At 48.0% G+C, this 26,903-nt stretch carries 27 protein-coding genes and 2 pseudogenes; 14 read left to right on the forward strand and 15 right to left on the reverse strand.

What is annotated here, in order from left to right; genetic code table 11:
* Nucleotides 1–9: 9 nt before the first annotated feature.
* From HEN33_RS05160 to HEN33_RS05170, 3 genes and pseudogenes are all read left to right on the forward strand, one after another.
* A pseudogene (locus HEN33_RS05160) lies at nt 10–1,028 on the forward strand (Zn-dependent oxidoreductase).
* Between the two features lie 57 nt (nt 1,029–1,085).
* Nucleotides 1,086–2,453 carry an MHS family MFS transporter YdfJ gene (ydfJ, locus tag HEN33_RS05165; protein WP_176263015.1) on the forward strand — a complete coding sequence of 456 codons (1,368 nt, stop codon included), beginning with the start codon at nt 1,086–1,088 and terminating at the stop codon, nt 2,451–2,453.
* Between the two features lie 89 nt (nt 2,454–2,542).
* Nucleotides 2,543–4,003 carry a mannitol dehydrogenase family protein gene (locus HEN33_RS05170; RefSeq protein WP_105272068.1) on the forward strand — a complete coding sequence of 487 codons (1,461 nt, stop codon included), beginning with the start codon at nt 2,543–2,545 and terminating at the stop codon, nt 4,001–4,003.
* A gap of 35 nt (nt 4,004–4,038) precedes the next feature.
* On the opposite strand, the gene ydfZ is transcribed toward HEN33_RS05170, so the two are convergent.
* From ydfZ to ydfG, 3 genes are all read right to left on the reverse strand, one after another.
* Entirely contained in the window at nt 4,039–4,242 is a 204-nt protein-coding gene (ydfZ, locus tag HEN33_RS05175) for a putative selenium delivery protein YdfZ (RefSeq protein ID WP_000214712.1), read from the reverse strand.
* A gap of 176 nt (nt 4,243–4,418) precedes the next feature.
* The gene (gene rspR / locus HEN33_RS05180) at nt 4,419–5,105 is read right to left on the reverse strand and encodes a DNA-binding transcriptional regulator rspR (RefSeq protein WP_105272069.1); all 687 of its coding nucleotides are present in this window, start codon (nt 5,103–5,105) and stop codon (nt 4,419–4,421) included.
* Nucleotides 5,106–5,193: 88 nt separating this feature from the next.
* Nucleotides 5,194–5,940 carry a bifunctional NADP-dependent 3-hydroxy acid dehydrogenase/3-hydroxypropionate dehydrogenase YdfG gene (gene ydfG, locus HEN33_RS05185; protein ID WP_000636571.1) on the reverse strand — a complete coding sequence of 249 codons (747 nt, stop codon included), beginning with the start codon at nt 5,938–5,940 and terminating at the stop codon, nt 5,194–5,196.
* A 136-nt stretch (nt 5,941–6,076) separates the two neighbouring features.
* Between ydfG and dcp the strand changes: the two genes are divergently transcribed.
* Nucleotides 6,077–8,122, forward strand: a complete 2,046-nt coding sequence (dcp, locus tag HEN33_RS05190) for a peptidyl-dipeptidase Dcp (protein ID WP_176263016.1) — start codon at nt 6,077–6,079, stop codon at nt 8,120–8,122.
* 44 nt (nt 8,123–8,166) lie between these two features.
* Here the strand turns inward: dcp and HEN33_RS05195 are convergent, their stop codons facing one another.
* A complete protein-coding gene (locus HEN33_RS05195) occupies nt 8,167–8,685 on the reverse strand; it encodes a 2-oxo-tetronate isomerase (RefSeq protein ID WP_001024558.1) in 519 nt (172 codons plus the stop codon).
* Nucleotides 8,686–8,960: 275 nt separating this feature from the next.
* Here HEN33_RS05195 and HEN33_RS05200 point away from each other — a divergent pair.
* Nucleotides 8,961–9,301: pseudogene (locus HEN33_RS05200) on the forward strand (YdeI family stress tolerance OB fold protein).
* 254 nt (nt 9,302–9,555) lie between these two features.
* Complete coding sequence (gene dgcZ / locus HEN33_RS05205) at nt 9,556–10,446, forward strand: diguanylate cyclase DgcZ (protein WP_176263018.1); 891 nt, start codon at nt 9,556–9,558, stop codon at nt 10,444–10,446.
* Between the two features lie 114 nt (nt 10,447–10,560).
* Here the strand turns inward: dgcZ and mgtT are convergent, their stop codons facing one another.
* The 3 genes from mgtT to ydeE all read right to left on the reverse strand — a co-directional run bounded on the left by mgtT (nt 10,561) and on the right by ydeE (nt 12,074).
* A complete protein-coding gene (gene mgtT / locus HEN33_RS26295; RefSeq protein ID WP_212734532.1) occupies nt 10,561–10,665 on the reverse strand; it encodes a hypothetical protein in 105 nt (34 codons plus the stop codon).
* Nucleotides 10,665–10,760, reverse strand: a complete 96-nt coding sequence (gene mgtS / locus HEN33_RS05210; protein WP_000901367.1) for a protein MgtS — start codon at nt 10,758–10,760, stop codon at nt 10,665–10,667. The genes mgtT and mgtS overlap by 1 nt, the downstream gene beginning before the upstream one ends.
* Before the next feature lie 126 nt (nt 10,761–10,886).
* On the reverse strand, nt 10,887–12,074 hold the full coding sequence (gene ydeE / locus HEN33_RS05215) for an efflux MFS transporter YdeE (RefSeq protein WP_176263019.1): 1,188 nt from the start codon (nt 12,072–12,074) through the stop codon (nt 10,887–10,889).
* Nucleotides 12,075–12,268: 194 nt separating this feature from the next.
* Here ydeE and eamA point away from each other — a divergent pair, with 194 nt between their 5' ends.
* Nucleotides 12,269–13,168, forward strand: a complete 900-nt coding sequence (eamA, locus tag HEN33_RS05220; protein WP_176263020.1) for an O-acetylserine/cysteine exporter — start codon at nt 12,269–12,271, stop codon at nt 13,166–13,168.
* A 30-nt stretch (nt 13,169–13,198) separates the two neighbouring features.
* On the opposite strand, the gene marB is transcribed toward eamA, so the two are convergent.
* From marB to marR, 3 genes are read right to left on the reverse strand one after another with little or no spacing between them, the layout of a single operon-like run.
* Nucleotides 13,199–13,417 carry a multiple antibiotic resistance protein MarB gene (gene marB / locus HEN33_RS05225; protein ID WP_176263021.1) on the reverse strand — a complete coding sequence of 73 codons (219 nt, stop codon included), beginning with the start codon at nt 13,415–13,417 and terminating at the stop codon, nt 13,199–13,201.
* Between the two features lie 31 nt (nt 13,418–13,448).
* Complete coding sequence (gene marA / locus HEN33_RS05230; protein WP_000091199.1) at nt 13,449–13,832, reverse strand: MDR efflux pump AcrAB transcriptional activator MarA; 384 nt, start codon at nt 13,830–13,832, stop codon at nt 13,449–13,451.
* Between the two features lie 20 nt (nt 13,833–13,852).
* Nucleotides 13,853–14,287, reverse strand: coding sequence for a multiple antibiotic resistance transcriptional regulator MarR (marR, locus tag HEN33_RS05235; RefSeq protein WP_000843424.1), 435 nt, complete (start codon nt 14,285–14,287; stop codon nt 13,853–13,855).
* A 211-nt stretch (nt 14,288–14,498) separates the two neighbouring features.
* On the opposite strand from marR, the gene marC reads away from it, so the two are divergent.
* Nucleotides 14,499–15,164, forward strand: a complete 666-nt coding sequence (gene marC, locus HEN33_RS05240) for an NAAT family transporter MarC (protein ID WP_000885028.1) — start codon at nt 14,499–14,501, stop codon at nt 15,162–15,164.
* Between the two features lie 24 nt (nt 15,165–15,188).
* Here the strand turns inward: marC and ydeA are convergent, their stop codons facing one another.
* The 3 genes from ydeA to ptrR all read right to left on the reverse strand — a co-directional run bounded on the left by ydeA (nt 15,189) and on the right by ptrR (nt 18,602).
* Nucleotides 15,189–16,379 carry an L-arabinose MFS transporter gene (gene ydeA, locus HEN33_RS05245; protein ID WP_176263022.1) on the reverse strand — a complete coding sequence of 397 codons (1,191 nt, stop codon included), beginning with the start codon at nt 16,377–16,379 and terminating at the stop codon, nt 15,189–15,191.
* A gap of 148 nt (nt 16,380–16,527) precedes the next feature.
* Nucleotides 16,528–17,643 carry a putative protein YneK gene (yneK, locus tag HEN33_RS05250; protein WP_000258549.1) on the reverse strand — a complete coding sequence of 372 codons (1,116 nt, stop codon included), beginning with the start codon at nt 17,641–17,643 and terminating at the stop codon, nt 16,528–16,530.
* 77 nt (nt 17,644–17,720) lie between these two features.
* The gene (gene ptrR / locus HEN33_RS05255) at nt 17,721–18,602 is read right to left on the reverse strand and encodes a putrescine utilization regulator PtrR (protein WP_105288419.1); all 882 of its coding nucleotides are present in this window, start codon (nt 18,600–18,602) and stop codon (nt 17,721–17,723) included.
* Between the two features lie 100 nt (nt 18,603–18,702).
* Here ptrR and sad point away from each other — a divergent pair, with 100 nt between their 5' ends.
* The 6 genes from sad (at nt 18,703) to HEN33_RS05285 (ending at nt 25,786) form a co-directional block, all read left to right on the forward strand.
* On the forward strand, nt 18,703–20,091 hold the full coding sequence (gene sad / locus HEN33_RS05260; protein ID WP_176263023.1) for a succinate-semialdehyde dehydrogenase: 1,389 nt from the start codon (nt 18,703–18,705) through the stop codon (nt 20,089–20,091).
* A 63-nt stretch (nt 20,092–20,154) separates the two neighbouring features.
* Nucleotides 20,155–21,081, forward strand: coding sequence for a glutaminase B (gene glsB / locus HEN33_RS05265; protein ID WP_000257409.1), 927 nt, complete (start codon nt 20,155–20,157; stop codon nt 21,079–21,081).
* The gene (locus HEN33_RS05270; RefSeq protein ID WP_001191038.1) at nt 21,081–21,440 is read left to right on the forward strand and encodes a DUF4186 domain-containing protein; all 360 of its coding nucleotides are present in this window, start codon (nt 21,081–21,083) and stop codon (nt 21,438–21,440) included. Before glsB ends, HEN33_RS05270 begins: the two co-directional genes overlap by 1 nt.
* A gap of 138 nt (nt 21,441–21,578) precedes the next feature.
* Entirely contained in the window at nt 21,579–22,997 is a 1,419-nt protein-coding gene (locus HEN33_RS05275; RefSeq protein WP_123057639.1) for a sensor domain-containing diguanylate cyclase, read from the forward strand.
* A 226-nt stretch (nt 22,998–23,223) separates the two neighbouring features.
* Nucleotides 23,224–24,675: a tagaturonate reductase gene (uxaB, locus tag HEN33_RS05280; protein ID WP_176263024.1), complete on the forward strand. Its 1,452-nt coding sequence runs from the start codon at nt 23,224–23,226 to the stop codon at nt 24,673–24,675.
* Nucleotides 24,676–24,871: 196 nt separating this feature from the next.
* Entirely contained in the window at nt 24,872–25,786 is a 915-nt protein-coding gene (locus HEN33_RS05285) for a bestrophin family protein (RefSeq protein WP_032303051.1), read from the forward strand.
* Nucleotides 25,787–25,789: 3 nt separating this feature from the next.
* Here the strand turns inward: HEN33_RS05285 and tam are convergent, their stop codons facing one another.
* On the reverse strand, nt 25,790–26,548 hold the full coding sequence (gene tam / locus HEN33_RS05290; protein ID WP_105272079.1) for a trans-aconitate 2-methyltransferase: 759 nt from the start codon (nt 26,546–26,548) through the stop codon (nt 25,790–25,792).
* Nucleotides 26,549–26,604: 56 nt separating this feature from the next.
* Nucleotides 26,605–26,895, reverse strand: a complete 291-nt coding sequence (gene lsrG, locus HEN33_RS05295) for a (4S)-4-hydroxy-5-phosphonooxypentane-2,3-dione isomerase (RefSeq protein WP_032303049.1) — start codon at nt 26,893–26,895, stop codon at nt 26,605–26,607.
* Nucleotides 26,896–26,903: the final 8 nt, after the last annotated feature.

Consider the following 26,903-nt stretch of genomic DNA (forward strand, 5'->3'; position numbering starts at 1 on the left):
AGTAAGATAATGAAAAGCATTTTAATTGAAAAACCGAATCAACTGGCAATTATCGAACGCGAAATACCCACCCCGTCAGCGGGTGAAGTACGAGTAAAAGTGAAACTTGCCGGAATTTGTGGTTCAGATAGCCATATTTATCGTGGGCATAATCCTTTTGCGAAATATCCGCGCGTCATTGGACATGAATTCTTTGGCGTCATTGATGCAGTGGGTGAAGGCGTGGAAAGCGACAGAGTCGGTGAACGCGTTGCTGTCGATCCGGTGGTCAGCTGTGGGCATTGCTATCCGTGCTCTATAGGTAAGCCGAACGTTTGTACGACACTGGCTGTATTAGGTGTGCACGCTGACGGTGGTTTCAGTGAATATGCCGTGGTGCCGGCAAAAAATGCGTGGAAAATTCCTGAAGCAGTGGCCGATCAATATGCGGTGATGATCGAACCTTTTACCATTGCGGCTAACGTTACCGGTCATGGTCACCGACTGAAAATGATACCGTTCTGGTTTACGGTGCAGGTCCAATCGGCCTGACAATCGTTCAGGTATTAAAAGGCGTCTATAACGTTAAGAATGTGATTGTTGCCGATCGCATTGATGAACGACTGGAAAAAGCGAAAGAGAGCGGGGCAGACTGGGCGATTAATAACAGCCAGACACCGCTTGGCGAGATTTTCGCTGAAAAAGGCATAAAGCCGACATTAATTATCGATGCGGCTTGTCATCCTTCAATCCTGAAAGAAGCCGTAACGCTGGCTTCTCCAGCGGCACGTATTGTATTGATGGGCTTCTCCAGTGAACCGTCTGAAGTGATTCAGCAAGGAATTACCGGAAAAGAACTCTCTATTTTCTCTTCACGCTTAAATGCAAATAAATTCCCGGTCGTTATCGACTGGTTAAGTAAAGGGTTAATTAAACCAGAAAAACTAATTACCCATACGTTTGATTTCCAGCATGTTGCTGATGCCATTAGTTTATTTGAACAGGATCAAAAGCATTGCTGCAAAGTCTTACTCACTTTTTCTGAATAATACCAATAACGGCGAGTAAGTAGTACGCATCTTACCTCTTTTTTAGAGATAACCATTATGACAATAGAAAAACACGAAAGAAGCACTAAGGATTTGGTGAAAGCAGCAGTATCGGGATGGCTGGGCACTGCGCTTGAATTCATGGATTTCCAGTTATATTCGCTCGGCGCAGCGTTAGTGTTTCATGAAATATTTTTTCCTGAATCATCAACGGCAATGGCGTTAATTCTGGCAATGGGAACCTACGGTGCAGGTTATGTGGCGCGTATTGTCGGAGCATTTATTTTCGGCAAAATGGGCGACAGAATCGGGCGTAAAAAAGTGCTCTTTATTACTATCACTATGATGGGGATCTGCACCACCTTAATTGGTGTGCTGCCGACCTATGCACAAATTGGTGTGTTTGCGCCAATTTTGCTGGTGACGCTGCGTATTATTCAGGGGCTGGGGGCAGGCGCGGAAATTTCCGGTGCCGGTACGATGCTGGCGGAATATGCGCCAAAAGGTAAGCGCGGAATTATCTCCTCATTTGTTGCTATGGGGACTAACTGCGGAACCTTGAGCGCAACGGCAATCTGGGCCTTTATGTTCTTCATTCTCAGTAAAGAGGAACTGTTGGCGTGGGGATGGCGTATACCGTTTCTGGCGAGCGTTGTCGTGATGGTCTTTGCTATCTGGTTGCGTATGAATCTGAAAGAAAGCCCGGTCTTTGAGAAGGTTAACGACAGCAACCAACCGACAGCAAAACCTGCACCTGCTGGTAGCATGTTCCAGAGCAAATCCTTCTGGCTGGCAACAGGGCTGCGTTTTGGTCAGGCTGGTAACTCAGGTTTAATTCAGACTTTCCTTGCAGGCTATTTAGTGCAGACGTTATTGTTTAACAAAGCAATTCCAACAGATGCATTGATGATCAGTTCGATTCTCGGCTTTATGACCATTCCGTTCCTTGGTTGGTTATCCGATAAAATTGGTCGCCGGATCCCGTATATTATTATGAATACCTCTGCGATTGTGCTGGCGTGGCCAATGCTTTCTATCATCGTAGATAAAAGCTATGCCCCGAGCACCATTATGGTTGCACTGATTGTGATTCATAACTGTGCGGTGCTGGGATTATTTGCTCTGGAAAACATTACCATGGCAGAAATGTTCGGCTGTAAAAATCGCTTTACCCGGATGGCCATTTCTAAAGAAATTGGTGGTCTTATCGCTTCCGGTTTTGGTCCTATCCTGGCGGGTATTTTCTGCACCATGACGGAATCCTGGTATCCGATCGCCATTATGATCATGGCATATTCAGTGATTGGTTTAATCTCTGCGCTGAAAATGCCAGAAGTGAAAGACCGTGATTTAAGTGCACAGGAAGATGCCGCGGAAGATCAACCGCGTGTTGTAACAGCTGCGCAACCTTCAAGAAGTCTGTAAATCCTCCATCCCTTCTCTTACCGGAGAGGGGATTTTTTATTCATATAACAAAACATGCAGCTTGCCATATTTAAATTTAAGGAATTGTTATGGGAAATAATTTGTTATCAGCAAAAGCGACGCTCCCTGTTTATGATCGTAATAACCTGGCCCCAAGAATTGTTCATTTAGGCTTTGGTGCATTTCACCGTGCGCATCAGGGCGTGTATGCCGATATTCTTGCTACGGAACATTTCAGTGACTGGGGATATTATGAGGTCAATTTAATCGGCGGCGAACAGCAAATTGCCGATTTACAACAGCAAGATAATCTTTATACCGTTGCGGAAATGTCGGCCGATGCGTGGACGGCTCGCGTCGTTGGCGTCGTTAAAAAAGCCTTGCACATACAAATAGATGGCTTAGAAACCGTGCTGGCTGCGATGTGTGAACCGCAAATCGCGATTGTCTCTCTGACAATCACCGAAAAAGGGTATTTCCACTCTCCGGCGACCGGACAGTTAATGCTCGATCACCCGATGGTCGTTGCCGACGTGCAAAATCCCCACCAGCCGAAAACTGCAACAGGGGTGATTGTTGAGGCGCTGGCTCGCCGTAAAGCGGCAGGACTTCCCGCATTTACCGTCATGTCATGTGACAACATGCCAGAAAACGGTCATGTTATGCGTGACGTTGTCACTTCCTACGCGCAAGCTGTTGATGTAAAACTGGCACAATGGATCGAAGAAAACGTGACTTTCCCATCAACAATGGTGGACCGTATTGTGCCCGCAGTGACAGAGGATACGCTGGCGAAAATCGAACAACTTACCGGTGTGCGCGATCCTGCTGGCGTTGCCTGTGAACCTTTCCGCCAGTGGGTAATAGAAGATAACTTTGTTGCCGGACGTCCGGAATGGGAAAAAGCGGGAGCCGAACTGGTTAGTGATGTGCTGCCTTATGAAGAGATGAAGTTGCGCATGCTCAACGGCAGTCATTCATTCCTGGCGTATCTGGGATATCTTGCGGGATATCAGCACATTAATGACTGCATGGAAGATGAAAATTATCGCCGTGCGGCACATGCCTTGATGTTGCAGGAACAGGCGCCGACGCTGAAAGTGCAGGGCGTGGATCTGCAAAATTATGCGGATCGACTAATTGAACGCTACAGTAATCCAGCGTTACGCCATCGAACCTGGCAGATTGCGATGGATGGCAGTCAGAAACTTCCGCAGCGTATGCTGGATTCCATTCGCTGGCATCTAAAACAGGGCAGCAAGTTCGATCTGCTGGCGCTGGGCGTCGCGGGTTGGATGCGTTATGTCGGTGGTATTGATGAACAGGGAAATCTGATAGAAATCAGTGACCCACTGTTACCTGTTATTCAGAAAGCTGTACAAAGTAGTGCCGAAGGGAAAGCGCGCGTCCAGTCATTGCTGGCGATTAAGGCGATCTTTGGTGATGATTTACCGGGCAATAGCTTGTTTACTGCAAAAGTGACGGAAGTGTACTTGTCGTTATTAGCGCATGGCGCGAAAGCGACCGTGGCGAAATATTCCGTGAAGTAAAAAAAGCAATGCCGCCATCGGCGGCATTCACACGCTTAGTTCATGCCGAGACGAATCAGGTCTAGTGGTGCCAGTTTCTCTTCACAACCTTCAACAACTACGGTTTTTCCGCGGCGGATTTGCTCAGCGGTCAGACCTTCAGTATCAATCGACAGGATCTTGCCAGTGTGACCGGTGCCGCTAACCATAACACGGCTGCCAGTGGTGATTGCGTTACGGTTACGATCGTAGGTCGTCATAGGTGTTTTCTCCTTTCTGATTTACAGTCGAAGCCCACGTAACGGGCGCAATATAAATACTCCTGTCGAGTGAAATATTTTTTGTTTTTGATCAAGCTCACATCTTTTTTGATGCATGCATGAGCCATATGACGGAGGGAAAAACTCTCACCCCGGATGGGATGAGAGGAAATGAATTACTCTTCGCTAAACCAGTCGCTGTTTTCCTGGCGGATCTGGCGCACGGATTCGCTGATTTCCTGCAAATGTTGCGTCATTGCACGTTCTACCGCATCGCCATCACGTTTTTGCAGGGCAGAGAAAATCTCAAGATGCTGGCGTAACAGCATTTCTGGTGGCGAAACGTGGTCGAAACTCATATAGCGCACGCGATCAACGGTCGCTTTCAGGTTCTCAATGGTATCCCACGCCAGTTGACAGTCAGCAATCTCAGTCAGGAGTTGATGGAAGTTGTCATCAAGTTCAAAAAAATCATCCAGTTGCTTGCGCTCAATGGCAATGCGTTGCTGGTGAAGATTTTGTTCCAGTTGGTAGCACTGGCTTTCGGTAATCATGCTCGCCGCCCGACGCGCCACCGCGCACTCAATGGCCTGACGGATAAAACTGCCGTTGTGCACCTGGGCCATGGAAATTTTGTTGACGTAGCTGCCACGCTGCGGACGAATTTGAATCAGGCCGTTTTCCGCCAGTTTAATAAAGGCTTCACGAACCGGCTGGCGTGACACATTGAAACGAACAGAAACTTCTTTTTCCGACAACGGTGTGCCTGGTGCAATCAGGCAATGGACAATGTCGCGGCGAAGAATACGATAAATCTGCTGATTGACAGGCTGTGTGGGATTAAGTTGCGTTTCGACGGTCATTCGTTCTTGCTTGTGAGTGAGTTAACTCCATGAGTCTACCACTTTTTTGTGACAAGCAATAACCCGGCAGTTACGCCGGGTATAAAAATTACTGACGGTGGACATTCAGTCCGGCATAGCTTTGGGTAACCGGCATCATTTCCAGGGTATTGATATTGACGTGAGCAGGCAGCGTTGACACCCACCAGACGGCTTCGCTGACATCTTCTGGCGTCAATGCAACGGTGTTTTGATAGGTTTTTTCGGCTTTACCGTCATCACCTTTAAAGCGGACATTAGAAAACTCGGTGCCACCCACCAGTCCCGGTTCGATGTCTGTGACACGTACTGCCGTACCGTGCAGATCTGTGCGTAGATTAAGGCTGAACTGACGAACAAACGCTTTCGTCGCACCATAAACGTTACCACCAGCATACGGCCAGCTGCCTGCCGTGGAGCCAATGTTAATGATATGACCATGATTACGTTCAACCATACCCGGTAAGACGGCCCGCGTCATATATACCAGGCCTTTGTTGTTGGTATCAATCATCGTTTCCCAGTCTTCAACGCTGGCTTTATGCGCAGGCTCCATGCCCAGCGCCAGACCGGCATTGTTTACCAGGATATCAATATTGCACCACTCGGCAGGAAGCGATGCCAGCATCTCTTCAATAGCGGCGCGATTACGAACGTCCAGTTGGGCGATATACAGATTATCACCCAGTTCGTCTTTTAACTCCTGCAACCGCTCCTGGCGACGGCCAGTGGCGATAACTTTATGCCCTTGTTGAATAAAACGACGAGTAATGCATTCACCAAAACCTGCCGTTGCTCCAGTTACTAAAACGATCATCTCACTGTTCCTCAACGCTTTTGTGTGTCAATAACATAGCACGTGATGCTTAAGAGCGGGTAATACTGGTTTGCAAGATTGCACTCCGTTATCAGTAAGCCTACGCTATGGAACACCTCGCGTTCAGGAGAAGAAAATGACAACAATGAATCCTTTCCTTGTGCAAAGCACACTGCCGTATCTGGCTCCCCATTTTGATCAAATTGCCAATCATCACTATCGCCCGGCATTCGATGAGGGAATGCAGCAAAAGCGGGCAGAAATTGCTGCCATCGCGCTCAACCCGCAAACACCTGATTTCAACAATACTATTCTGGCACTGGAGCAGAGTGGGGAACTGCTGACCCGCGTCACCAGCGTTTTTTTTGCGATGACTGCGGCGCATACCAATGATGAATTACAGCGTCTTGATGAGCAGTTTTCCGCTGAACTGGCAGAACTGGCTAATGATATCTATCTGAACGGTGAATTATTCGCGCGAGTAGATGCTGTCTGGCAGCGACGTGAATCCGAGGGGCTTGATAGTGAATCCATTCGCCTGGTGGAGGTTATTCATCAACGTTTTGTCCTTGCCGGAGCCAAACTTGCACAAGCTGATAAAGCAAAATTAAAAGTTCTTAATACAGAAGCTGCGACCCTGACCAGCCAGTTTAACCAGCGGTTACTTGCGGCAAATAAATCCGGCGGTCTGGTTCTGGACGATATTGCGCAACTGGCTGGGATGAGCGAACAGGAGATTGCGCTGGCGGCAGAGGCGGCTCGCGAGAAAGGTCTGGATAACAAATGGCTTATTCCGCTGCTGAATACCACCCAGCAACCGGCGCTTGCTGAACTTCGCGATCGCGCGACGCGTGAAAAACTATTCACTGCGGGCTGGACGCGGGCAGAAAAAAATGACGCTAACGATACCCGTGCCATTATTCAACGGCTTGTGGAGATCCGCGCGCAGCAGGCAAAACTGCTTGGTTTCCCTCATTATGCTGCATGGAAAATCGCCGATCAGATGGCAAAAACGCCTGAAGCAGCACTCAACTTTATGCGGGAAATTGTTCCAGCGGCGCGTCAACGTGCGAGCGATGAATTAGCCTCCATACAGGCGGTTATTGATAAGCAGCAGGGCGGGTTTAGCGCGCAGCCGTGGGACTGGGCATTTTATGCCGAACAGGTACGGCGGGAGAAATTTGATCTTGATGAGGCGCAGCTCAAGCCATATTTTGAATTAAACACGGTGTTGAATGAAGGTGTATTCTGGACCGCGAATCAGCTCTTCGGTATTAAGTTTGTCGAACGTTTTGATATTCCTGTCTACCATCCTGACGTTCGTGTGTGGGAAATTTTTGATCATAATGGCGTGGGGCTGGCGTTATTTTACGGTGATTTCTTCGCCCGTGATTCAAAAAGCGGCGGTGCATGGATGGGCAATTTTGTTGAGCAATCAACGCTGAATGAAACGCATCCGGTAATTTATAACGTCTGCAATTATCAGAAACCCGCTGCCGGTGAGCCTGCGTTGTTACTCTGGGATGATGTCATAACCTTATTCCATGAATTTGGTCATACGCTGCACGGCCTCTTTGCCCGCCAGCGTTATGCTACGCTTTCCGGCACCAACACGCCGCGTGATTTTGTCGAATTTCCGTCGCAAATCAACGAACACTGGGCAACGCATCCGCAGGTATTCGCTCGCTACGCCCGGCATTATCAGAGCGGGGCAGCAATGCCTGACGAACTGCAACAGAAAATGCTTAATGCCAGCCTGTTCAACAAAGGGTATGAGATGAGCGAACTGCTTAGCGCCGCACTTCTCGATATGCGCTGGCATTGCCTGGAAGAAAACGAAGCAATGCAGGATGTCGATGATTTCGAATTGCGGGCGCTGGTGGCGGAAAATATGGATCTTCCCGCTATACCGCCACGCTATCGCAGCAGTTATTTCGCCCATATTTTTGGTGGTGGATATGCCGCAGGTTATTACGCTTATCTGTGGACACAAATGTTGGCCGATGATGGTTACCAGTGGTTTGTTGAGCAGGGCGGATTAACGCGTGAAAATGGGCTGCGTTTTCGCGAGGCGATCCTTTCCAGAGGTAACAGCGAAGATCTGGAACGCCTGTATCGACAATGGCGCGGTAAGGCACCTCAGATTATGCCGATGCTGCAACATCGTGGCTTGAACATATAAACACCACCAATGGCTGGCCTGGAGATATCGCTAGACCAGCCTGGTTATAGCAGTAATTGCAGCAGCTGGGCGAGGGCAAACCTCACCGCTAAAGCTAATACCGTTTCGCAGTCGCCAGCAAAATGCATAACCGCAGTGTAGTTCTGGCCTTTAATATGCCACGCGAACCAGACGGTACCCGCTGGCGTACCATCTTCACCGCCCTCCGGTCCGCCGTAGCCGGTAATGGCAATACTGACATCAGCATCCGCACGCTCTATGGCACCGGTTGCCATTTCTGCTGCCACTTTCTCACTCACCGCAGAATATCGTTCAAGAGATTGCTGGCTTACGCTGAGGATTTTCATCTTTGCCTGATCGGTGAAAGTAACAAATCCTGCACCGTAAAATTTGGGTGTATCTTCAGCTGCACACAGGGCGCTAGCCAACTTACCGCCGGTGCATGATTCGGCGGTAGTTAAGCGTAATTGATCCGCGATAAGTCTTTGACTCAACGCGGATGTCAGGTTTTCAATAGTGTCGGTATCTGCGAGTTGTACAATTTTATCTTTATTAATGTTCACTGTTTTTTGTCCACGCTATTATATGTAAAGGTGATTTGCTTTTTCTGTATGCTCGTCCAATATAATAATTTTCAAACATATAAATCCGATTATTCTGAAAATATGTTTAAGACTCTTCAATCTTCTTAACTTTAGTGAGTTAAATTCTCTGAATATTTGACAGCTAGTTGGCTGATTTTAAATGCCTTATAACAATTGGCAGTATTCTTATTTGGCAATTATAAAAATAGCAACCAGACTTAATAAGTCAAACCATACGCAATTAAGGAGTTAGTATGAAATTTCAGGCCATTGTATTAGCAAGTTTTCTTGTCATGCCTTATGCGTTGGCAGATGACCAGGGCGGTTTAAAACAGGATGCAGCGCCACCACCGCCTCATGCAATAGAAGATGGCTATCGCGGAACCGATGATGCAAAAAAAATGACCGTTGATTTCGCAAAAACCATGCACGATGGCGCTTCGGTTTCACTACGCGGTAATTTGATTTCTCACAAAGGAGAGGACCGTTACGTTTTTCGCGATAAGAGCGGTGAAATTAATGTTGTTATTCCTGCGGCAGTCTGGATAAGAAAAGCGCGCCGGCCGTCGTTCGGGTCACTCATTTGCAGAAATAAAAATAAATTAGCCTGATGGCCTGAACTACTGGGCCATTAGGGTATTGGGTTATGCTATTTGTCATCCTTTTAATTGCGATAATGCAGAGTTAATTTATAGAATTAAACACTTTTTTATCTGCTGATTTTGTTTTAAATCACAATGTTATCTCAGAGATGGCTCATAACTTCGGATTTCTATGAAAATATTGACGTAATTTTGCTTTTCTCTCGTTAGAATAGCGCGCACAAGGAACTGTGAAAAAGGAGTGGCAATGATCAAGAAGACAACGGAAATTGATGCCATCTTGTTAAATCTCAATAAGGCTATCGATGCCCATTACCAGTGGCTGGTAAGTATGTTTCACAGCGTGGTCGCGAGAGATGCCAGTAAGCCAGAAATAACGGATAACCATTCTTATGGACTGTGCCAGTTTGGTCGGTGGATTGATCATCTGGGGCCACTCGATAACGATGAATTACCTTACGTTCGGCTAATGGATTCTGCCCATCAACATATGCATAACTGTGGTCGGGAATTAATGCTGGCTATTGTTGAAAATCACTGGCAGGACGCGCATTTCGACGCCTTTCAGGAAGGGTTGCTTTCTTTTACTGCGGCATTAACCGATTACAAAATTTATTTGCTGACGATCCGTAGCAATATGGATGTTTTGACGGGATTGCCGGGTCGTCGGGTTCTTGATGAATCCTTTGATCATCAGTTACGCAATGCTGAACCTCTGAATCTTTATTTAATGTTGTTGGATATTGACCGATTTAAATTGGTTAATGATACCTACGGGCATTTAATCGGCGATGTAGTATTACGCACCCTCGCAACTTACTTAGCCAATTGGACGCGCGATTACGAAACGGTTTATCGCTACGGGGGCGAAGAATTTATCATTATTGTCAAAGCGACTAATGATGAAGAAGCATGTCGTGCAGGTGTCAGAATTTGCCAGTTAGTCGATAACCATGCCATCACACATTCTGAAGGGCATATCAACATTACCGTGACTGCTGGTGTGAGTCGTGCATTTCCTGAAGAGCCTCTGGATGTGGTCATTGGAAGAGCGGACAGGGCAATGTATGAGGGTAAGCAAACCGGCAGGAATCGCTGCATGTTTATTGACGAACAAAATGTGATTAACCGAGTTTAAGCTCCGTTTAACATTCATTGAGAAAACTGATGCTACTGTGTCAACGATCCGTTATCAGTGCAGGAAAATGCCTGTTAGCGTAAAAGCAAAACACAAATCTATCCATGCAAGCATTCACCGCCGGTTTACTGGCGGTTTTTTTTCGCCGTCATAAAAATCAGGCCCCTTGTACACAGTTGTAACAAGGGGCCGGTTAGGTGAGGGATTATCTCCGTTCATTAGTCATCCCATTTGTGGCTGAAATACGCGGCCAGAAAACCAGAAAATAAAATTATTCCCAGTACGGCCATAAAAACATTCATATTACCCAGCATTATTTGCCTCCGTTTATGGTGTGGTGTGTTTCCTCGCTTACCTTAATTTTCATCTCAATGAGAAAGATATTAGCAGAGGTAACCTAAACGAAGGCTGAATTAAATTTTTATTGTGTTCGACTTAAATCAACAAAGCGCGGGCTGCCCCCACGGTCTTGCACGAATCCCTTTTAACATCAGCACCCACGCAGCAATGATCACCAACGCTAAGATGATAAACAACGTGGAAGGGGGCATGTTCGTGAGCACCACTCCGCTGACTAATGGATTAACTGCTGCGCCAAGCCAGCCCAGTGACTGGGCGGAAAAATAGCTGGCTTTCATTCCTGGCGGCGCAATATGGTCAATCAACATATACTCGCCCGGCGCATAAATGATTTCACCGACAGTAAATACCGCAGCTGACATACCCCACAATAGCAGGCTGTTGCCGGAAAAAATAAAACCGACCAGCCCAATGACGAAACAGAGGGTGCCTGCTGTCATCAGCGCGCGGATGTTAGCCGGGTTAAGGCGGCGGCCCACGGAATATTGCAACGTAACCACCATGGCAGCATTCACCGGAAGAACAACCGCGACTACCTTTTCGGCAAAATCCCCATCAGCAATCACCATCACATATTGTGAAATGCATGAAGCAAATGCGCCGCTAACAAAAGAAGCCAGAAAGCCAGAGCAGGTAAACCACAACAGTGCTTTATCTTGTAATAAAACTTTAGGCGACCAGACACTGCCCGTTTCTGTAACGATGATTTTCTCGTTGCGCTTTACCCAAATTTGAATGAAAAGCATGGGAAACGCGGAACAGATAGCAGCCAGCCAAAAAGGCAGATTGATGCTCTGCATGACCAACAGCGTGCCGAGCGGCGGACCGATGGTCCAGCCAATGTTTAACATGGTGTAGTTGATTGAGAAAATCTTCGTTTTGCTGGTGGACGAAATATTGTCGGCAAACCAGGCTTTCAGCACGGTAGCAAAAACGGAGTAGGCGCAGTTAATAAGGGCAAAAAAGAGCACCACTAGCGTCACGTTATTCACTAAAGGAATGGCAATAAAACCGCTAGCGAAGGCGGTAATTGACAGTAACATATAGCGTTTCTTGTCGAACTTATCCGCCAGGATACCAAAACCGAGGCTAAAAACGACGCCAATAGTGAGCGCAATTGTCATCGCATAACCGATTAGATCGACACTCAGGCTGTACTGGCGACTCAAGTAAATGGTCATAAATGGCAGCGTAGCGCCGCGTCCGATGGTTAATAACAACGACGAGGCAAGAAGGGCGCTGGTAGAGCGTCGTAGGGATAAGTTCATTTGTCTGTCCGGCAGTGCGTTTCGTTATGTTTTGTTTTAGAGATGTAAAGAAATAGCATGGCAAAAATCCGAAGTATAGCGACTTATTTGCGCATTAATGCCGTCGTAACCGGCGACTAACGAATCAACTGTTAAAGAAAAGTAAATTCAGCTAAGTTGATTGCTTACAAAAGATGAAATTCAGAGGCGGTAGAATGTCGCGAAAAGATGGGGTGTTGGCGCTACTGGTAGTGGTCGTATGGGGGCTAAATTTTGTGGTCATCAAAGTGGGGCTTCATAACATGCCACCGCTGATGCTGGCCGGTTTGCGCTTTATGCTGGTCGCTTTTCCGGCCATCTTTTTTGTCGCTCGACCGAAAGTACCACTGAATTTGCTGCTGGGGTATGGATTAACCATCAGTTTTGCGCAGTTTGCCTTTCTGTTTTGCGCCATTAACTTTGGTATGCCTGCTGGACTGGCTTCGCTGGTGTTACAGGCACAGGCGTTTTTTACTATCGTGCTTGGCGCGTTTACTTTCGGGGAGCGACTGCATGGCAAACAATTGGCGGGGATCGCCTTAGCGATTTTTGGCGTACTGGTGTTAATCGAAGATAGTCTGAACGGTCAGCATGTGGCGATGTTCGGCTTTATGTTGACCCTGGCGGCAGCATTTAGTTGGGCGTGTGGCAACATCTTCAATAAAAAGATCATGTCGCACTCAACGCGTCCGGCAGTGATGTCGCTGGTCATCTGGAGCGCATTAATCCCGATCATTCCTTTCTTTGTTGCCTCGCTGATTCTCGATGGTTCCGCAACCATGATTCACAGTCTGGTTACTATCGATATGACCACTATCTTGTCTCTCATGTATCTGGCATTTGTGGCGACAATCGTTGGTTATGGGATCTGGGGGACGTTACTGGGACGCTATGAAACCTGGCGGGTTGCACCGTTATCGTTACTGGTGCCTGTAGTTGGACTGGCAAGTGCGGCACTATTGCTGGATGAACGCTTAACGGGTCTGCAATTTTTCGGTGCGGTACTCATTATGACCGGGCTGTATATCAATGTATTTGGCTTGCGGTGGCGTAAAGCGGTAAAAGTGGGAAGTTAATAAGCCCCGAGATGTCGGGGCCAGAACAAACTACATAGCGTGTTGATTATAATAGGGCACGCCGAGCGCATCCGACTTATCACTGCCAGTACCCATGTGATTTAAATCAAACGGTGGTTGTTCCTGCGATGGGGGAACAACCACGACATTAGCACAGGAAGTAACAACCGGGTGCGTGGTTTGTTCCGCAACGCCCTGCGTGGAAAAGAGAATAAGCGCAGCTGCTATTGCGGATAAAAGTGGTTTCATGATTGCCTCAGTGACGTTGTCACGTTATCAACTAGCTGTTGTAATGATTTAATGGATGTAAAAAGCGCGATTCGCCCTGCATATTGGTCATCCGGTATTTATGTGGCGGAACATCAAAGTAATTTTTGAAGGTTCGGGTCAGAGTTTGTTGCGACTCGAAGCCATATCGTTCTGCCAGATAGAGTATCGGCTCGTTACTTTCCTTCAGCTTTTGCGCGATTTCCGTCATCTTACGGCTGCGGATGTATTGGCCTAATGAATGACCGGTTTCTTTTTTAAACATTCGTTGCAGGTGCCATTTGGAGTAACCCGAACGCTCTGACACTTTCTCCAGTGACAGTGGCGATTCCAGGTTGTCCTCGATCCAGTCCAAAATGCTATGAATGGTAATAGCGTCAGTATTGCGTCTGGACATCGTCATACCTCTTTTTTTGTTTACGGCAGGACTTTCTTAAGCAAATGCTCAAGTGTTGCCACTTCGTCCGCCGTCAGGTTTTTTGTTAATTCTTGATGCAGGTCCTGGCCAACTAATTGATGGCATTGTTCACATATTGCCGCGCCGCTGGTGGTAAGTTTTACCAGCACGCCGCGCTTATCATTCGGGTTCGGCAACCTTTCCACCCAGCCTTTACAAACCAGGCGATCCAGCATACGGGTCAGCGCTCCCAGGTCGACCGACAACACTTTTTTCAGTTCAACCGGAGTAATACACGACGCGCAGCGGATAGAGCAGAGCACCTTAAACTGTGCCGCGGTAATATCCAGCGGAGACAGATACTCGTTAAGCAGGCGATCTTTCTTCTGATTAACCATATGGATTAAGCGACCCAATGGAATAATTTCATTGAACAGATCGCTGGTACTTTTCACATTAGTTGCCCTGGCAAGTAATTAGTTGCAGGGGATAATATTGCCCAGGCAAGTATAAGTCAAATGAATGAATTGACCGATGCCACGTTTTGCTAAATCGGTTCAAGTTTTGGTCAATGCGATTTAAGGCTAGCTAAAGAGTGACACTTTATCGTTGTTTACCCCTTATACTTTTCGCTGATAACCCAGATACACAGGATAACAACCACTAATGTTAGATTTGTTTAAAGCAATAGGCCTGGGGCTGGTGGTGTTACTGCCGTTAGCTAACCCATTAACAACTGTCGCGTTATTTCTTGGTCTGGCAGGCAACATGAACAGTGCCGAACGTAATCGTCAGTCGTTGATGGCCTCGGTGTACGTCTTTGCCATCATGATGGTGGCGTATTACGCCGGGCAACTGGTGATGGATACATTTGGCATTTCGATTCCCGGTCTGCGAATTGCAGGCGGCTTAATCGTCGCGTTTATCGGTTTTCGGATGCTCTTTCCGCAACAGAAAGCGATTGATTCACCGGAAGCGAAAAGCAAGTCGGAAGAGCTGGAAGATGAACCCAGCGCCAATATTGCCTTTGTACCTCTGGCAATGCCTAGTACCGCCGGTCCGGGAACCATTGCGATGATTATTAGCTCGGCGTCCACTGTGCGTCAGAGTTCAACCTTCGCTGATTGGGTACTGATGGCTGCGCCGCCGCTGATCTTTTTCCTGGTGGCGGTTATTTTGTGGGGAAGTCTACGCAGCTCTGGCGCAATTATGCGGCTGGTGGGCAAGGGGGGAATTGAAGCGATCTCCCGTCTGATGGGATTCCTGCTGGTATGTATGGGTGTGCAGTTTATTATTAACGGCATACTGGAAATCATTAAAACGTATCATTAAAAAAGGCCCAAATGGGCCTTTCAACTATTGCGTCTGTTCTTCGAGTGTCACTGGCCAGCGGCGAAAAATGATGATTGACCATACTAACGCGGCAAAAGCAGGCACCGCGCCCACATAACCAATCATCGACATTGACCAGTGCAGACTGACCTGATTACCTACCAACGCGCCAGCGCCGATTCCAATATTAAATATTCCCGAGAATAGCGCCATCGCGACGTCGGTGGCATCTGGTGCCAGCGCCAGCACTTTAACCTGCATACCAAGCCCGATGATCATCATTGCGATCCCCCAGAAAATACTCAGCACCCCGAGGTGTATTTCACTGTTCGCCGCAGGTAGCAGTAATGCAAGGCAGACCAGCAACAGCGCAATCGCCGTACTCACCAACGTAGACGCATACTGATTGCCCAGTTTACCGAAAATAACGCTGCCAATAATGCCTGCACCACCGAGTAATAACAGTAATGCCGTGGCAAAGTTGGCGCTGAATCCCGCAATGTTTTGCACAAAAGGCTCGATATAGCTGTATGCCGTGTAATGGGCGGTGACAACCACCACAGTTAACAAATAAATGCTCATCAATGCCGGGCGGCGGAACAATAGCGGAAGGCTTTTCAACGACCCTGAATGCTCGCTGGGGAGTAAGGGAAGTAACTTAATCAGGCACAGAAGGGTGATAAATGCCCCGATACCGATCGCGAAGAAGGTCATACGCCAACCGAAATACTGCCCCACAATGCGCCCGAGAGGTAAACCTAATACCATCGCCAGAGCTGTACCGGTGGCAATTAAACTCAATGCCTGTGCTCGCTTTCCGGCCGGAGCCATACGGATCGCCAGAGACGCCGTAATCGACCAGAAAATCGCATGTGCAAAAGCTACACCAATGCGACTGATCACCAGAACGGTAAAGCTCCACGACAAAAAAGACAGTACATGGCTGGCAATAAACACCACAAACAGGCAGATCAGTAATTTGCGGCGTTCAACCTGGCTTGTCATTAGCATAAAAGGCAATGACATTAGCGCCACTACCCATGCATAAATGGTTAACATGATACCGACTTGAGCGGTTTGCATATGGAAACTTTGTGCGATGTCAGAAAGCAGGCCAACAGGGACAAATTCGGTAGTATTGAAGATGAAAGCGGCGACTGCCAGCGTAACGACCCGTAGCCACGCCACTTTGCGGGAAACAGTGTTTGTTGTCATAACAGATTATCGGGTGAGTTGCGAAAAGTAATGAAATGATCTTAAAACGGTTAATGATGTGAATACAATGCATTTGTGATCTAGATCGCGTTTTTCGTTTCTCTGACGCTGATTCTGTTCCGCGTCAGAGAGTCGGTAACATCACATTTTAATGACGATCAGGAAGGTCTGGCGTTTTGGTGGCTGATGGTAAAGGTGGCCTCACAGGGGAACGAGGCCTGTTGTCCAGTAGTTCTTCGTTACTAATTTTGGGCGGAATTTCATTTTTTACAAAAAGTTTTAAAATCTTGCGTGCCATACGATGGATACTTTTATCTTCACTTAATAATGCCGGTATCAACACATCATTCAGGTCATTTTCATTAGGTTTCATAAAAATTTGAAAGTGCAATAACATATTTGTAAAAAATAAGAATAGACTCTGAAAGTGAGGTATTTCTTTGTTTGATAAAAGCGATAAAAAGCAGATACAAACTTCAGGTAGTACTTGTTTGTTAGAACCTAATGAATCCATGAGGTTTTGTAATAACTCCTCTTTTAATGGGCTATCCTTTATGTCGTAGATGGCGGTGATTAAGTTTGGGTTTTTATTCGCGAACCACCTGTGGACCTGCGGCTTATTCCATAGTCGGGGGAGTATGACAAAATTACCACGAGAGATAAAGTTCAGTACGAATAAATCAAACTGACGTAAGTAATCTGCAGCGGTATGATGCTCAGGAGGAAGAGGTTCAATATGTGGAGTATGAGACCTTTTGATGGGGACGCCGGGGCTGATCATTGGAAATTGTTCAATAAAGTCATTAAGAAACAGAAAGAGCACACGCTCGACGCCGGTCTGAAAGGCCCGACCCATAGTGACAGGCTTTGGGTCGGGAGCACAATAAATATTAATTTCCCCATCGTGGCGAAAATTATCTAAATAAATAGGGCTTAAATTTATTACTACCTGAAATTCAATGTTTTCTTTATGTCTTCCATTCTTAACAGGATAAGTGAGTTTAAATTGAACCTTTTCATTGTATAGCGTGTCGTTATCTCGGAAAGTTGTCCTCTGTATATAAGATAGGTTATCAAGATTATTGAATATCTTTTTGGTGTTTGAATTGATGTTTAAAGACGTGCGCCACTCCTCATCACATATTATAATGCTGAGCGCATCAATAAAATCCTTCAAAACTTCTTTTACCTGAGGTGCAATATTGCGAACGGGAAAATCATCAGGAAGTGAGATGAAATTGCTGATGCTTACTGGCGTAACCATATTTGCCCCATATAGTCATAAGTCATCGGAACATCACTATATAGAGCATATGAGCTGCAAGAACTATCAAAAATAGCTCATTGGGAAGACTGTTTTGCTGAGTCAGGCACATCGAGCAGTTGAATAAACGCTTCAAGAGGACGCGTTTTCGCACCGCGACGCCAGACCAGCCAGGTTGTTAACCAACGCCATTGCTCAGCCAACGGCCACGCTTCAACCTGGTGATGCCCCGGCATACTTTCCAGCATTGAGCGTGGGATAAGTGCAATGCCCGCACCCGCAACCACACAGGCTAACATACCGTGATACGACTCCATTTCATGGATGGTCCCCGGCGCTGCACCGTCGGCATGAAACCAGCTTTCAAAGTGGCGACGATATGAACAATTGGCACGGAATGCATAAATGTTACAGCCATTAACCTGACTGGCGCGGGTTACTGGTGCATGTCCTTGTGGCGTGACAATCATCAACTCCTCGCGGTAGACCGGTATTCCATCAATAGCAGTATGGTTAATGGGCCCATCAATAAATGCCGCATTCAGTTTTCCCTCCAACACACCTTCCAGCATGGTGCCGGAAGGACCGGTGGAAAGCGAAAACTGAATTTTGGGATAACGACGGTTAAACTCCGCCAGCGTGGGCGGAATGCGCACTGCTGCGGTGCTTTCCAGCGAACCAAGAGAAAATAAACCTTGCGGCTCATCGCCAGCGACAACGCTCCGCGCTTCATCCACTAACGCGAGAATTTGTTGGCTATAGCGTAAAAAGTTATGCCCGGCAGGCGAGAGACGTAAACGCTGATTCTCGCGAATAAACAGATCAACCCCCAGTTCTGTTTCCAGCTGGCGTAGACGGGTAGTGAGATTCGACGGCACGCGATGCACTTTTGCTGCAGCCTGGGTAATGCTGCCAGCTTCGGCAACCGCGTTGAACATCTCCAGTTGGGTCAGATCCATGGCATTCTCAATTCGTGAATAAGTGGCTTAATATTATTCATTTTCAAGCAAGAGTAAATCTGCGTATCTTTTTACCATAACCCATAAAGGAGATACCCCGATGACCATTACTCCGGCAACCCATGCAATTTCGATAAATCCTGCCACTGGTGAACAACTTTCTGTGCTGCCGTGGGCTGGCGCTGACGATATAGAAAACGCACTTCAGCTGGCGGCAGCAGGCTTTCGCGACTGGCGCGAGACAAATATAGATTATCGTGCTGAAAAACTGCGTGATATCTGTAAGGCTCTGCGCGCCCGTAGCGAAGAAATGGCGCAAATGATCACCCGTGAAATGGGCAAACCGATCAACCAGGCGCGTGCTGAAGTGGCGAAATCGGCGAATTTGTGTGACTGGTATGCAGAACATGGTCCGGCGATGCTGAAGGCGGAACCTACGCTGGTGGAAAATCAGCAGGCGGTTATTGAGTATCGACCGTTGGGGACGATTCTGGCGATTATGCCGTGGAATTTTCCGTTATGGCAGGTGATGCGTGGCGCTGTTCCCATCATTCTTGCAGGTAACGGCTACTTACTTAAACATGCGCCGAATGTGATGGGCTGTGCACAGCTCATTGCCCAGGTGTTTAAAGATGCGGGGATCCCGCAAGGCGTATATGGCTGGCTGAATGCTGACAACGACGGTGTCAGTCAGATGATTAAAGACTCGCGCATTGCTGCTGTCACAGTGACCGGAAGTGTTCGTGCGGGAGCAGTTATTGGCGCACAGGCTGGAGCGGCACTGAAAAAATGTGTACTGGAACTGGGCGGTTCGGATCCGTTTATTGTGCTTAACGATGCCGATCTGGAACTTGCGGTGAAAGCGGCGGTAGCCGGACGTTATCAGAATACCGGACAGGTTTGTGCGGCGGCAAAACGCTTTATTATCGAAGAGGGAATTGCTTCGGCATTTACCGAACGTTTTGTGGCAGCTGCGGCAGCCTTGAAAATGGGCGATCCCCGTGACGAAGAGAACGCTCTCGGACCAATGGCTCGTTTTGATTTACGTGATGAGCTGCATCATCAGGTGGAGAAAACCCTGGCGCAGGGTGCGCGTTTGTTACTGGGCGGGGAAAAGATGGCTGGGGCAGGTAACTACTATCCGCCGACGGTTCTGGCGAATGTTACCCCAGAAATGACTGCGTTTCGGGAAGAGATGTTTGGCCCCGTTGCGGCAATCACTATTGCAAAGGATGCAGAACATGCGCTGGAACTGGCTAATGATAGCGAGTTCGGTCTTTCAGCGACCATTTTCACCACCGACGAAACACGGGCCAGACAGATGGCGGCACATCTGGAATGCGGTGGGGTGTTTATCAATGGTTATTGTGCCAGTGATGCGCGAGTTGCCTTTGGTGGCGTGAAGAAGAGTGGCTTTGGTCGTGAACTTTCCCATTTCGGTTTACATGAGTTCTGTAATATCCAGACGGTGTGGAAAGACCGGATCTGACGCTACATATTCAGCTCTGATATACTCGCAGGTCTTTTCAGACCTGCGGTCCAGGAGTAGAAAGTGGCAGTCGCCATGGATAATGCAATTTTAGAAAACATCTTGCGGCAAGTGCGGCCGCTCATTGGTCAGGGTAAAGTCGCGGATTATATTCCGGCGTTGGCTACGGTTGATGGTTCCCGACTGGGCATAGCTATCTGTACCGTTGACGGACAGCTTTTTCAGGCCGGAGACGCGCAAGAACGTTTTTCCATTCAGTCTATTTCCAAAGTGCTGAGTCTCGTTGTCGCCATGCGTCATTACTCCGAAGAGGAAATCTGGCAACGCGTCGGCAAAGATCCGTCTGGATCACCGTTCAATTCTTTAGTGCAACTGGAAATGGAGCAGGGTATTCCGCGTAATCCGTTTATTAATGCCGGTGCGCTGGTGGTCTGCGATATGTTGCAAGGGCGATTAAGCGCACCACGGCAACGTATGCTGGAAGTCGTGCGCGGCTTAAGCGGTGTGTCTGATATTTCCTACGATACGGTGGTAGCGCGTTCCGAATTTGAACATTCCGCGCGAAATGCGGCTATCGCCTGGCTGATGAAGTCGTTTGGCAATTTCCATCATGATGTGACAACTGTTCTGCAAAACTACTTTCATTACTGCGCTCTGAAAATGAGCTGTGTAGAGCTGGCCCGGACGTTTGTCTTTCTGGCTAATCAGGGGAAAGCTATTCATATTGATGAACCTGTGGTGACGCCAATGCAGGCGCGGCAAATTAACGCGCTGATGGCGACCAGTGGTATGTACCAGAACGCGGGGGAGTTTGCCTGGCGGGTGGGACTACCGGCAAAATCTGGCGTTGGTGGCGGTATTGTGGCGATTGTTCCGCATGAAATGGCCATCGCAGTCTGGAGCCCGGAACTGGATGATGCCGGTAACTCGCTTGCGGGCATTGCTGTCCTTGAACAATTGACGAAACAATTAGGGCGTTCGGTTTATTAATGCAGTCTCTCGATCCACTCTTCGCGCGTTTATCCCGTTCAAAATTTCGCTCTCGCTTTCGTTTGGGTGTGAAAGAGCGTCAGTATTGTCTGGAGAAAGGCGCGCCAGTCATCGAACAACATGCGGCGGATTTTGTCTCTAAACGTCTTGCTCCGGCATTACCGGCTAACGACGGTAAGCAAACCCCCATGCGCGGGCATCCGGTGTTTATCGCTCAGCACGCCACTGCAACCTGTTGTCGCGGTTGTCTGGCTAAGTGGCATAACATTCCGCAGGGTGTTTCGTTAAGCGAGGAACAACAACGTTATATCGTGTCGGTAATCTATCACTGGTTGGTTATACAGATGAATCAGCCATGATAATTGCGGAAAACGATAAAATAGCATTCCCAGGATATCTTTATTTGCCGCCGCTGTCAGCGAACATGCTATCCTTTATGAGAATTTACTTATTACGTTGAGATAATTGCCACCCGCAATTGTATGGACAGATAATTAATGCATGTACAGCCCATTTCAACTTTCCGTTTGTTCCAGGAAGGTCATCTGCTACGTAATAGCATCGCTATTTTTGTGCTAACCACGCTGTTCTATTTTATTGGTGCAGAGTTACGGCTGGTTCACGAACTTTCTCTTTTCTGGCCGCTGAATGGCGTAATGGCGGGGGTGTTTGCCCGCTATGTCTGGCTTAATCGACTGCATTACTATGCGATCAGTTATGTGGCAATGCTGGTTTATGATGCCATAACCACCGAATGGGGGCTGGTTTCACTGGCTATCAATTTCTCCAATATGATGTTTATTGTTACCGTCGCCTTACTGGTCGCGCGGGATAAGCGTCTGGGGAAAAATAAGTACGAGCCAGTAAGTGCCTTACGGCTATTTAATTACTGTCTGATTGCCGCATTATTATGCGCTATTGTCGGGGCGATTGGTTCGGTCAGTATTGATAGTCTGGATTTCTGGCCTTTGCTTGCCGACTGGTTCAGTGAGCAATTCTCAACGGGCGTGTTGATCGTGCCTTGTATGCTGACGTTGGCAATTCCTGGAGTGCTGCCGCGCTTTAAAGCAGAACAGATGATGCCCGCTATCGCGCTTATTGTGTCGGTTGTTGCCTCGGTAGTCATTGGCGGAGCGGGGAGTCTGGCGTTCCCGCTGCCTGCATTAATCTGGTGTGCAGTGCGCTATACGCCGCAGGTAACATGTCTGTTGACCTTTGTCACCGGTGCGGTGGAAATCGTACTGGTGGCAAATTCGGTGATTGATATCTCGGTCGGTTCGCCGTTCTCCATTCCGCAAATGTTCTCCGCACGTCTCGGTATTGCCACGATGGCGATATGCCCAATTATGGTTTCTTTTAGCGTGGCAGCGATCAATTCGCTAATGAAGCAAGTTGCGCTGCGAGCCGACTTTGATTTTCTGACTCAGGTTTACTCACGGTCCGGTCTTTATGAGGCGCTGAAAAGTCCATCGCTGAAACAGACACAACATCTGACTGTCATGCTGCTTGATATCGACTATTTCAAAAGCATTAACGATAACTATGGACATGAATGTGGCGATAAAGTGTTAAGCGTGTTTGCCCAGCATATTCAAAAGATTGTCGGTGATAAGGGGCTGGTGGCGCGAATGGGCGGCGAAGAATTTGCTGTTGCAGTGCCATCGGTGAATCCTGTCGATGGTCTGCTAATGGCGGAAAAAATCCGTAAAGGCGTTGAACTGCAACCGTTCACCTGGCAACAAAAAACGCTTTATCTCACGGTAAGTATTGGCGTCGGTAGTGGTTGCGCATCGTACCGAACGCTGACCGATGACTTTAATAAATTGATGGTCGAAGCCGATACATGTCTATATCGCTCGAAGAAAGATGGGCGCAACCGTACCAGCACTATGCGTTACGGTGAGGAAGTTGTCTGACATCTTTATTCATTCAGAGCGTTTTAAATGCAATGTGTTCTACCACTTTATGTTCCAAGAAAAGGCGTATTTCCTCGATTAAACCATGATCCGCGCCACACTTTTCTCATAAAACTGCTCATTAATCATCAGGAGTTGATCAAAACAGGGGTTCGGCGTATTAAAGTTTGCTAACCTGTCGTACCAATTCAAACAGGTTGTATGACTAATCAGAAGGGAACCCATTGTGAAAACACTAAATCGTCGCGATTTTCCCGGTGCACAGTATCCAGAACGTATCATTCAGTTTGGTGAAGGTAACTTCCTGCGCGCCTTTGTTGACTGGCAAATCGATCTCCTGAATGAGCACACCGATCTGAATTCTGGCGTGGTCGTTGTTCGTCCGATTGAAACTTCATTCCCGCCGTCATTGAGCACGCAGGATGGTCTGTACACCACCATTATCCGTGGTTTGAATGAGAAGGGGGAGGCGGTCAGCGACGCGCGTCTGATTCGCTCGGTTAATCGTGAAATCAGCGTCTACAGTGAATACGATGAATTCCTGAAACTGGCGCACAACCCGGAAATGCGCTTTGTTTTCTCTAACACCACCGAAGCGGGTATCAGCTACCATGCGGGCGATAAATTCGATGACGCGCCAGCGGTAAGTTATCCGGCAAAACTGACCCGTCTGCTGTTCGAACGTTTTAGCCATTTCAACGGAGCGCAGGATAAAGGTTGGATCATCATCCCATGTGAACTGATCGACTATAACGGCGATGCACTGCGTGAACTGGTGCTGCGCTACGCGCAAGAGTGGGCACTACCAGAAGCATTTATTCAATGGCTGGATCAGGCTAACAGTTTCTGTTCTACGCTGGTGGACCGTATCGTTACCGGTTATCCGCGTGATGAAGTGGCTAAACTGGAAGAAGAACTGGGTTATCACGATGGTTTCCTCGACACCGCTGAACACTTTTACCTGTTTGTGATTCAGGGGCCGAAATCCTTAGCGACTGAGCTGCGTCTGGACAAATATCCGCTCAACGTGCTGATTGTTGACGATATTAAACCGTATAAAGAGCGCAAAGTGGCAATCCTCAACGGTGCACACACGGCGCTGGTGCCGGTGGCGTTCCAGGCAGGGCTGGATACTGTAGGTGAAGCGATGAACGATGCTGAAATTTGTGCATTCGTTGAAAAAGCCATCTACGAAGAGATTATTCCGGTACTGGATTTGCCTCGTGATGAACTGGAATCTTTCGCCAGTGCAGTCACCGGACGTTTCCGTAATCCGTACATCAAGCATCAGCTGCTGTCTATCGCGCTTAACGGTATGACCAAGTTCCGCACCCGTATCCTGCCGCAGCTGCTGGCAGGGCAGAAGGCAAACGGCACACTTCCGGCGCGCCTTACTTTCGCATTAGCGGCATTGATTGCGTTTTATCGCGGTGAGCGTAACGGAGAAACATATCCGGTACAGGACGATGCCCACTGGCTGGAACGTTATCAGCAACTCTGGAGCCAGCATCGTGACCGTGTTATCGGCACCCAGGAACTGGTTGCTATTGTGTTGGCTGAAAAAGATCACTGGGAGCAGGACCTGACGCAAGTGCCTGGTCTGGTCGAGCTGGTTGCTAATGACCTGGATGCGATTCTCGAAAAAGGAATGCGCGAAGCTGTACGTCCGTTGTGCTAATACTCTGAACCCGGTTTCGACCGGGTTTCTTATTTCACTATATTAGTTACAACATCCTATGTGCCTTTATCATTAACAGGTGCCACATGCAGCACCTGTTAATGTTGTAAGCTTATAGGTAATTTGTAAGTAGTGTCTTGAGAATGTGATCGTAATCACGTTTAATAGGGCGACTTTTACACGCCTGAAGATAACCATGATCGTTCGTCCACAACAACACTGGCTGCGCCGTATTTTTGTCTGGCACGGTTCAGTATTATCCAAGATATCCTCACGCTTACTACTTAATTTTCTCTTTTCTACTGCCGTTATTTTCATGCTGCCCTGGTACACGCATCTGGGTATTAAATTTACCCTCGCACCATTCAGCATTCTCGGTGTCGCCATCGCCATTTTTCTTGGTTTTCGTAATAATGCCGGGTACGCCCGTTACGTTGAAGCGCGAAAACTTTGGGGGCAGTTGATGATTGCCTCACGGTCGTTACTGCGCGAGGTAAAAACGACATTGCCGGATTCGGCAAGTGTAAGGGAGTTTGCACGGCTGCAAATCGCCTTCGCCCACTGTTTACGCATGACATTACGCAAACAACCACAGGCGGAAGTGCTGGCACATTATCTCAAGACTGAAGATCTTCAGCGTGTACTGGCTTCAAACACTCCAGCTAACCGTATTTTGTTGATAATGGGGGAGTGGTTGGCGGTTCAGCGACGCAATGGACAGCTTTCAGATATCCTGTTTATTAGCCTCAACGATCGGCTTAACGATATTTCAGCGGTTCTGGCAGGCTGCGAGCGCATTGCCTACACGCCAATTCCCTTTGCCTACACCCTGATTTTGCATCGTACCGTTTATCTGTTTTGTATCATGCTGCCGTTCGCGCTGGTCGTGGACCTGCATTACATGACGCCTTTTATCTCTGTGCTGATTTCCTACACTTTTATTTCGCTGGATTGTCTGGCGGAAGAACTGGAAGATCCCTTCGGTACTGAAAACAATGATTTACCGCTGGATGCCATCTGCAACGCTATTGAAATTGACCTGTTACAGATGAACGATGAAACAGAAATTCCAGCAAAAATTCTTCCCGATCGTCATTACCAGCTGACGTAATATTTACTCCGTACGCCGGGCAACAATAAACAGACGCGGAAATGCCAGCAGTATCTGTCCGTTCTCTTGCAGTGGATACTGCTCTTCCAGCATCTGATGGTAGCGCGTAAGAAAATGCTGCTGTTCGCTCTCGGTCAGATCCTGTAACCACGGACGTAATCCAGTGGCGGTCACCCAATCGATAATCGCCTGGTGCGACGGCATCTGGTGATAGTAAGTGGTTCGCCAGATATCGACCTCACATCCGGCTTCACTCAAAATATCGTAGTAAGCATGAACGCCAGCCAGCGGCTCACGCCCGCGATCCGGGTAGTTTTGTTCCCAGGCGACTTCGCGCATGAGCACATGGGTAGGCTCCAGCCAGTTATCCGGCATTTGTACCGCCAGCACGCCCTGCGGACTGAGTAACGAAACCAGATGAGGGAACAGTTCGTAATGGTCGGGCAGCCATTGCAGCGAGGCATTAGCAAAAATCAGATCGAGTGCCTGTTCCGGTTGCCAGTTGCGGATGTCTGCTTCCACGAACTGGCAGTCTGGCAAAGCACTGCGCGCTTCAGCAATCATCGCCGGAGACGAGTCGATGCCTGTTATCCTGGCCGCAGGCCAACGTTGATGCAGCAGGGCGGTGCTGTTACCTGGGCCACAGCCAAGATCGGCAACGTATTTGATATTCTCCAGCGGCACTCTGGCAAGCAGCTCCACCGCCGGACGCGATCGTTCAGCGGCAAAGTGCAGATATAAAGAGGGGTTCCAGTCAGACATTTATTTACTCCCGTCAGTGCGTTACCCCAATTGTAGATAAAACTGATAAATTCGCCTCACGGCATCACCCCATTGAACACACGTTTTTTACGCGGCCCGGTCATTAAAGATTCCAGTTTCTTGACACAGGTTTTGTAGTGGGGCGTGGTTTTATGGAACGCCACTGCGTCTTCATCTTTATAGGCTTCGTAGATATAAAAGCGCGAATTCACTTCCGGGTCCTGTAAGACATCGAAGCGCAAATTGCCTTCTTCCTGTACCGAGCCCAGGTGGTTCTGGCGAAAAACTTCGATAAACTCGTCAACCTTGTCTTCATGAACGTTAATTTCAACCAGTGTGACGTGCATAATTCTTC

This window comes from Escherichia sp. 94.0001 (genome assembly GCF_013369155.2).
GTDB classification, from domain to species: Bacteria; Pseudomonadota; Gammaproteobacteria; order Enterobacterales; family Enterobacteriaceae; genus Escherichia; species Escherichia coli_F.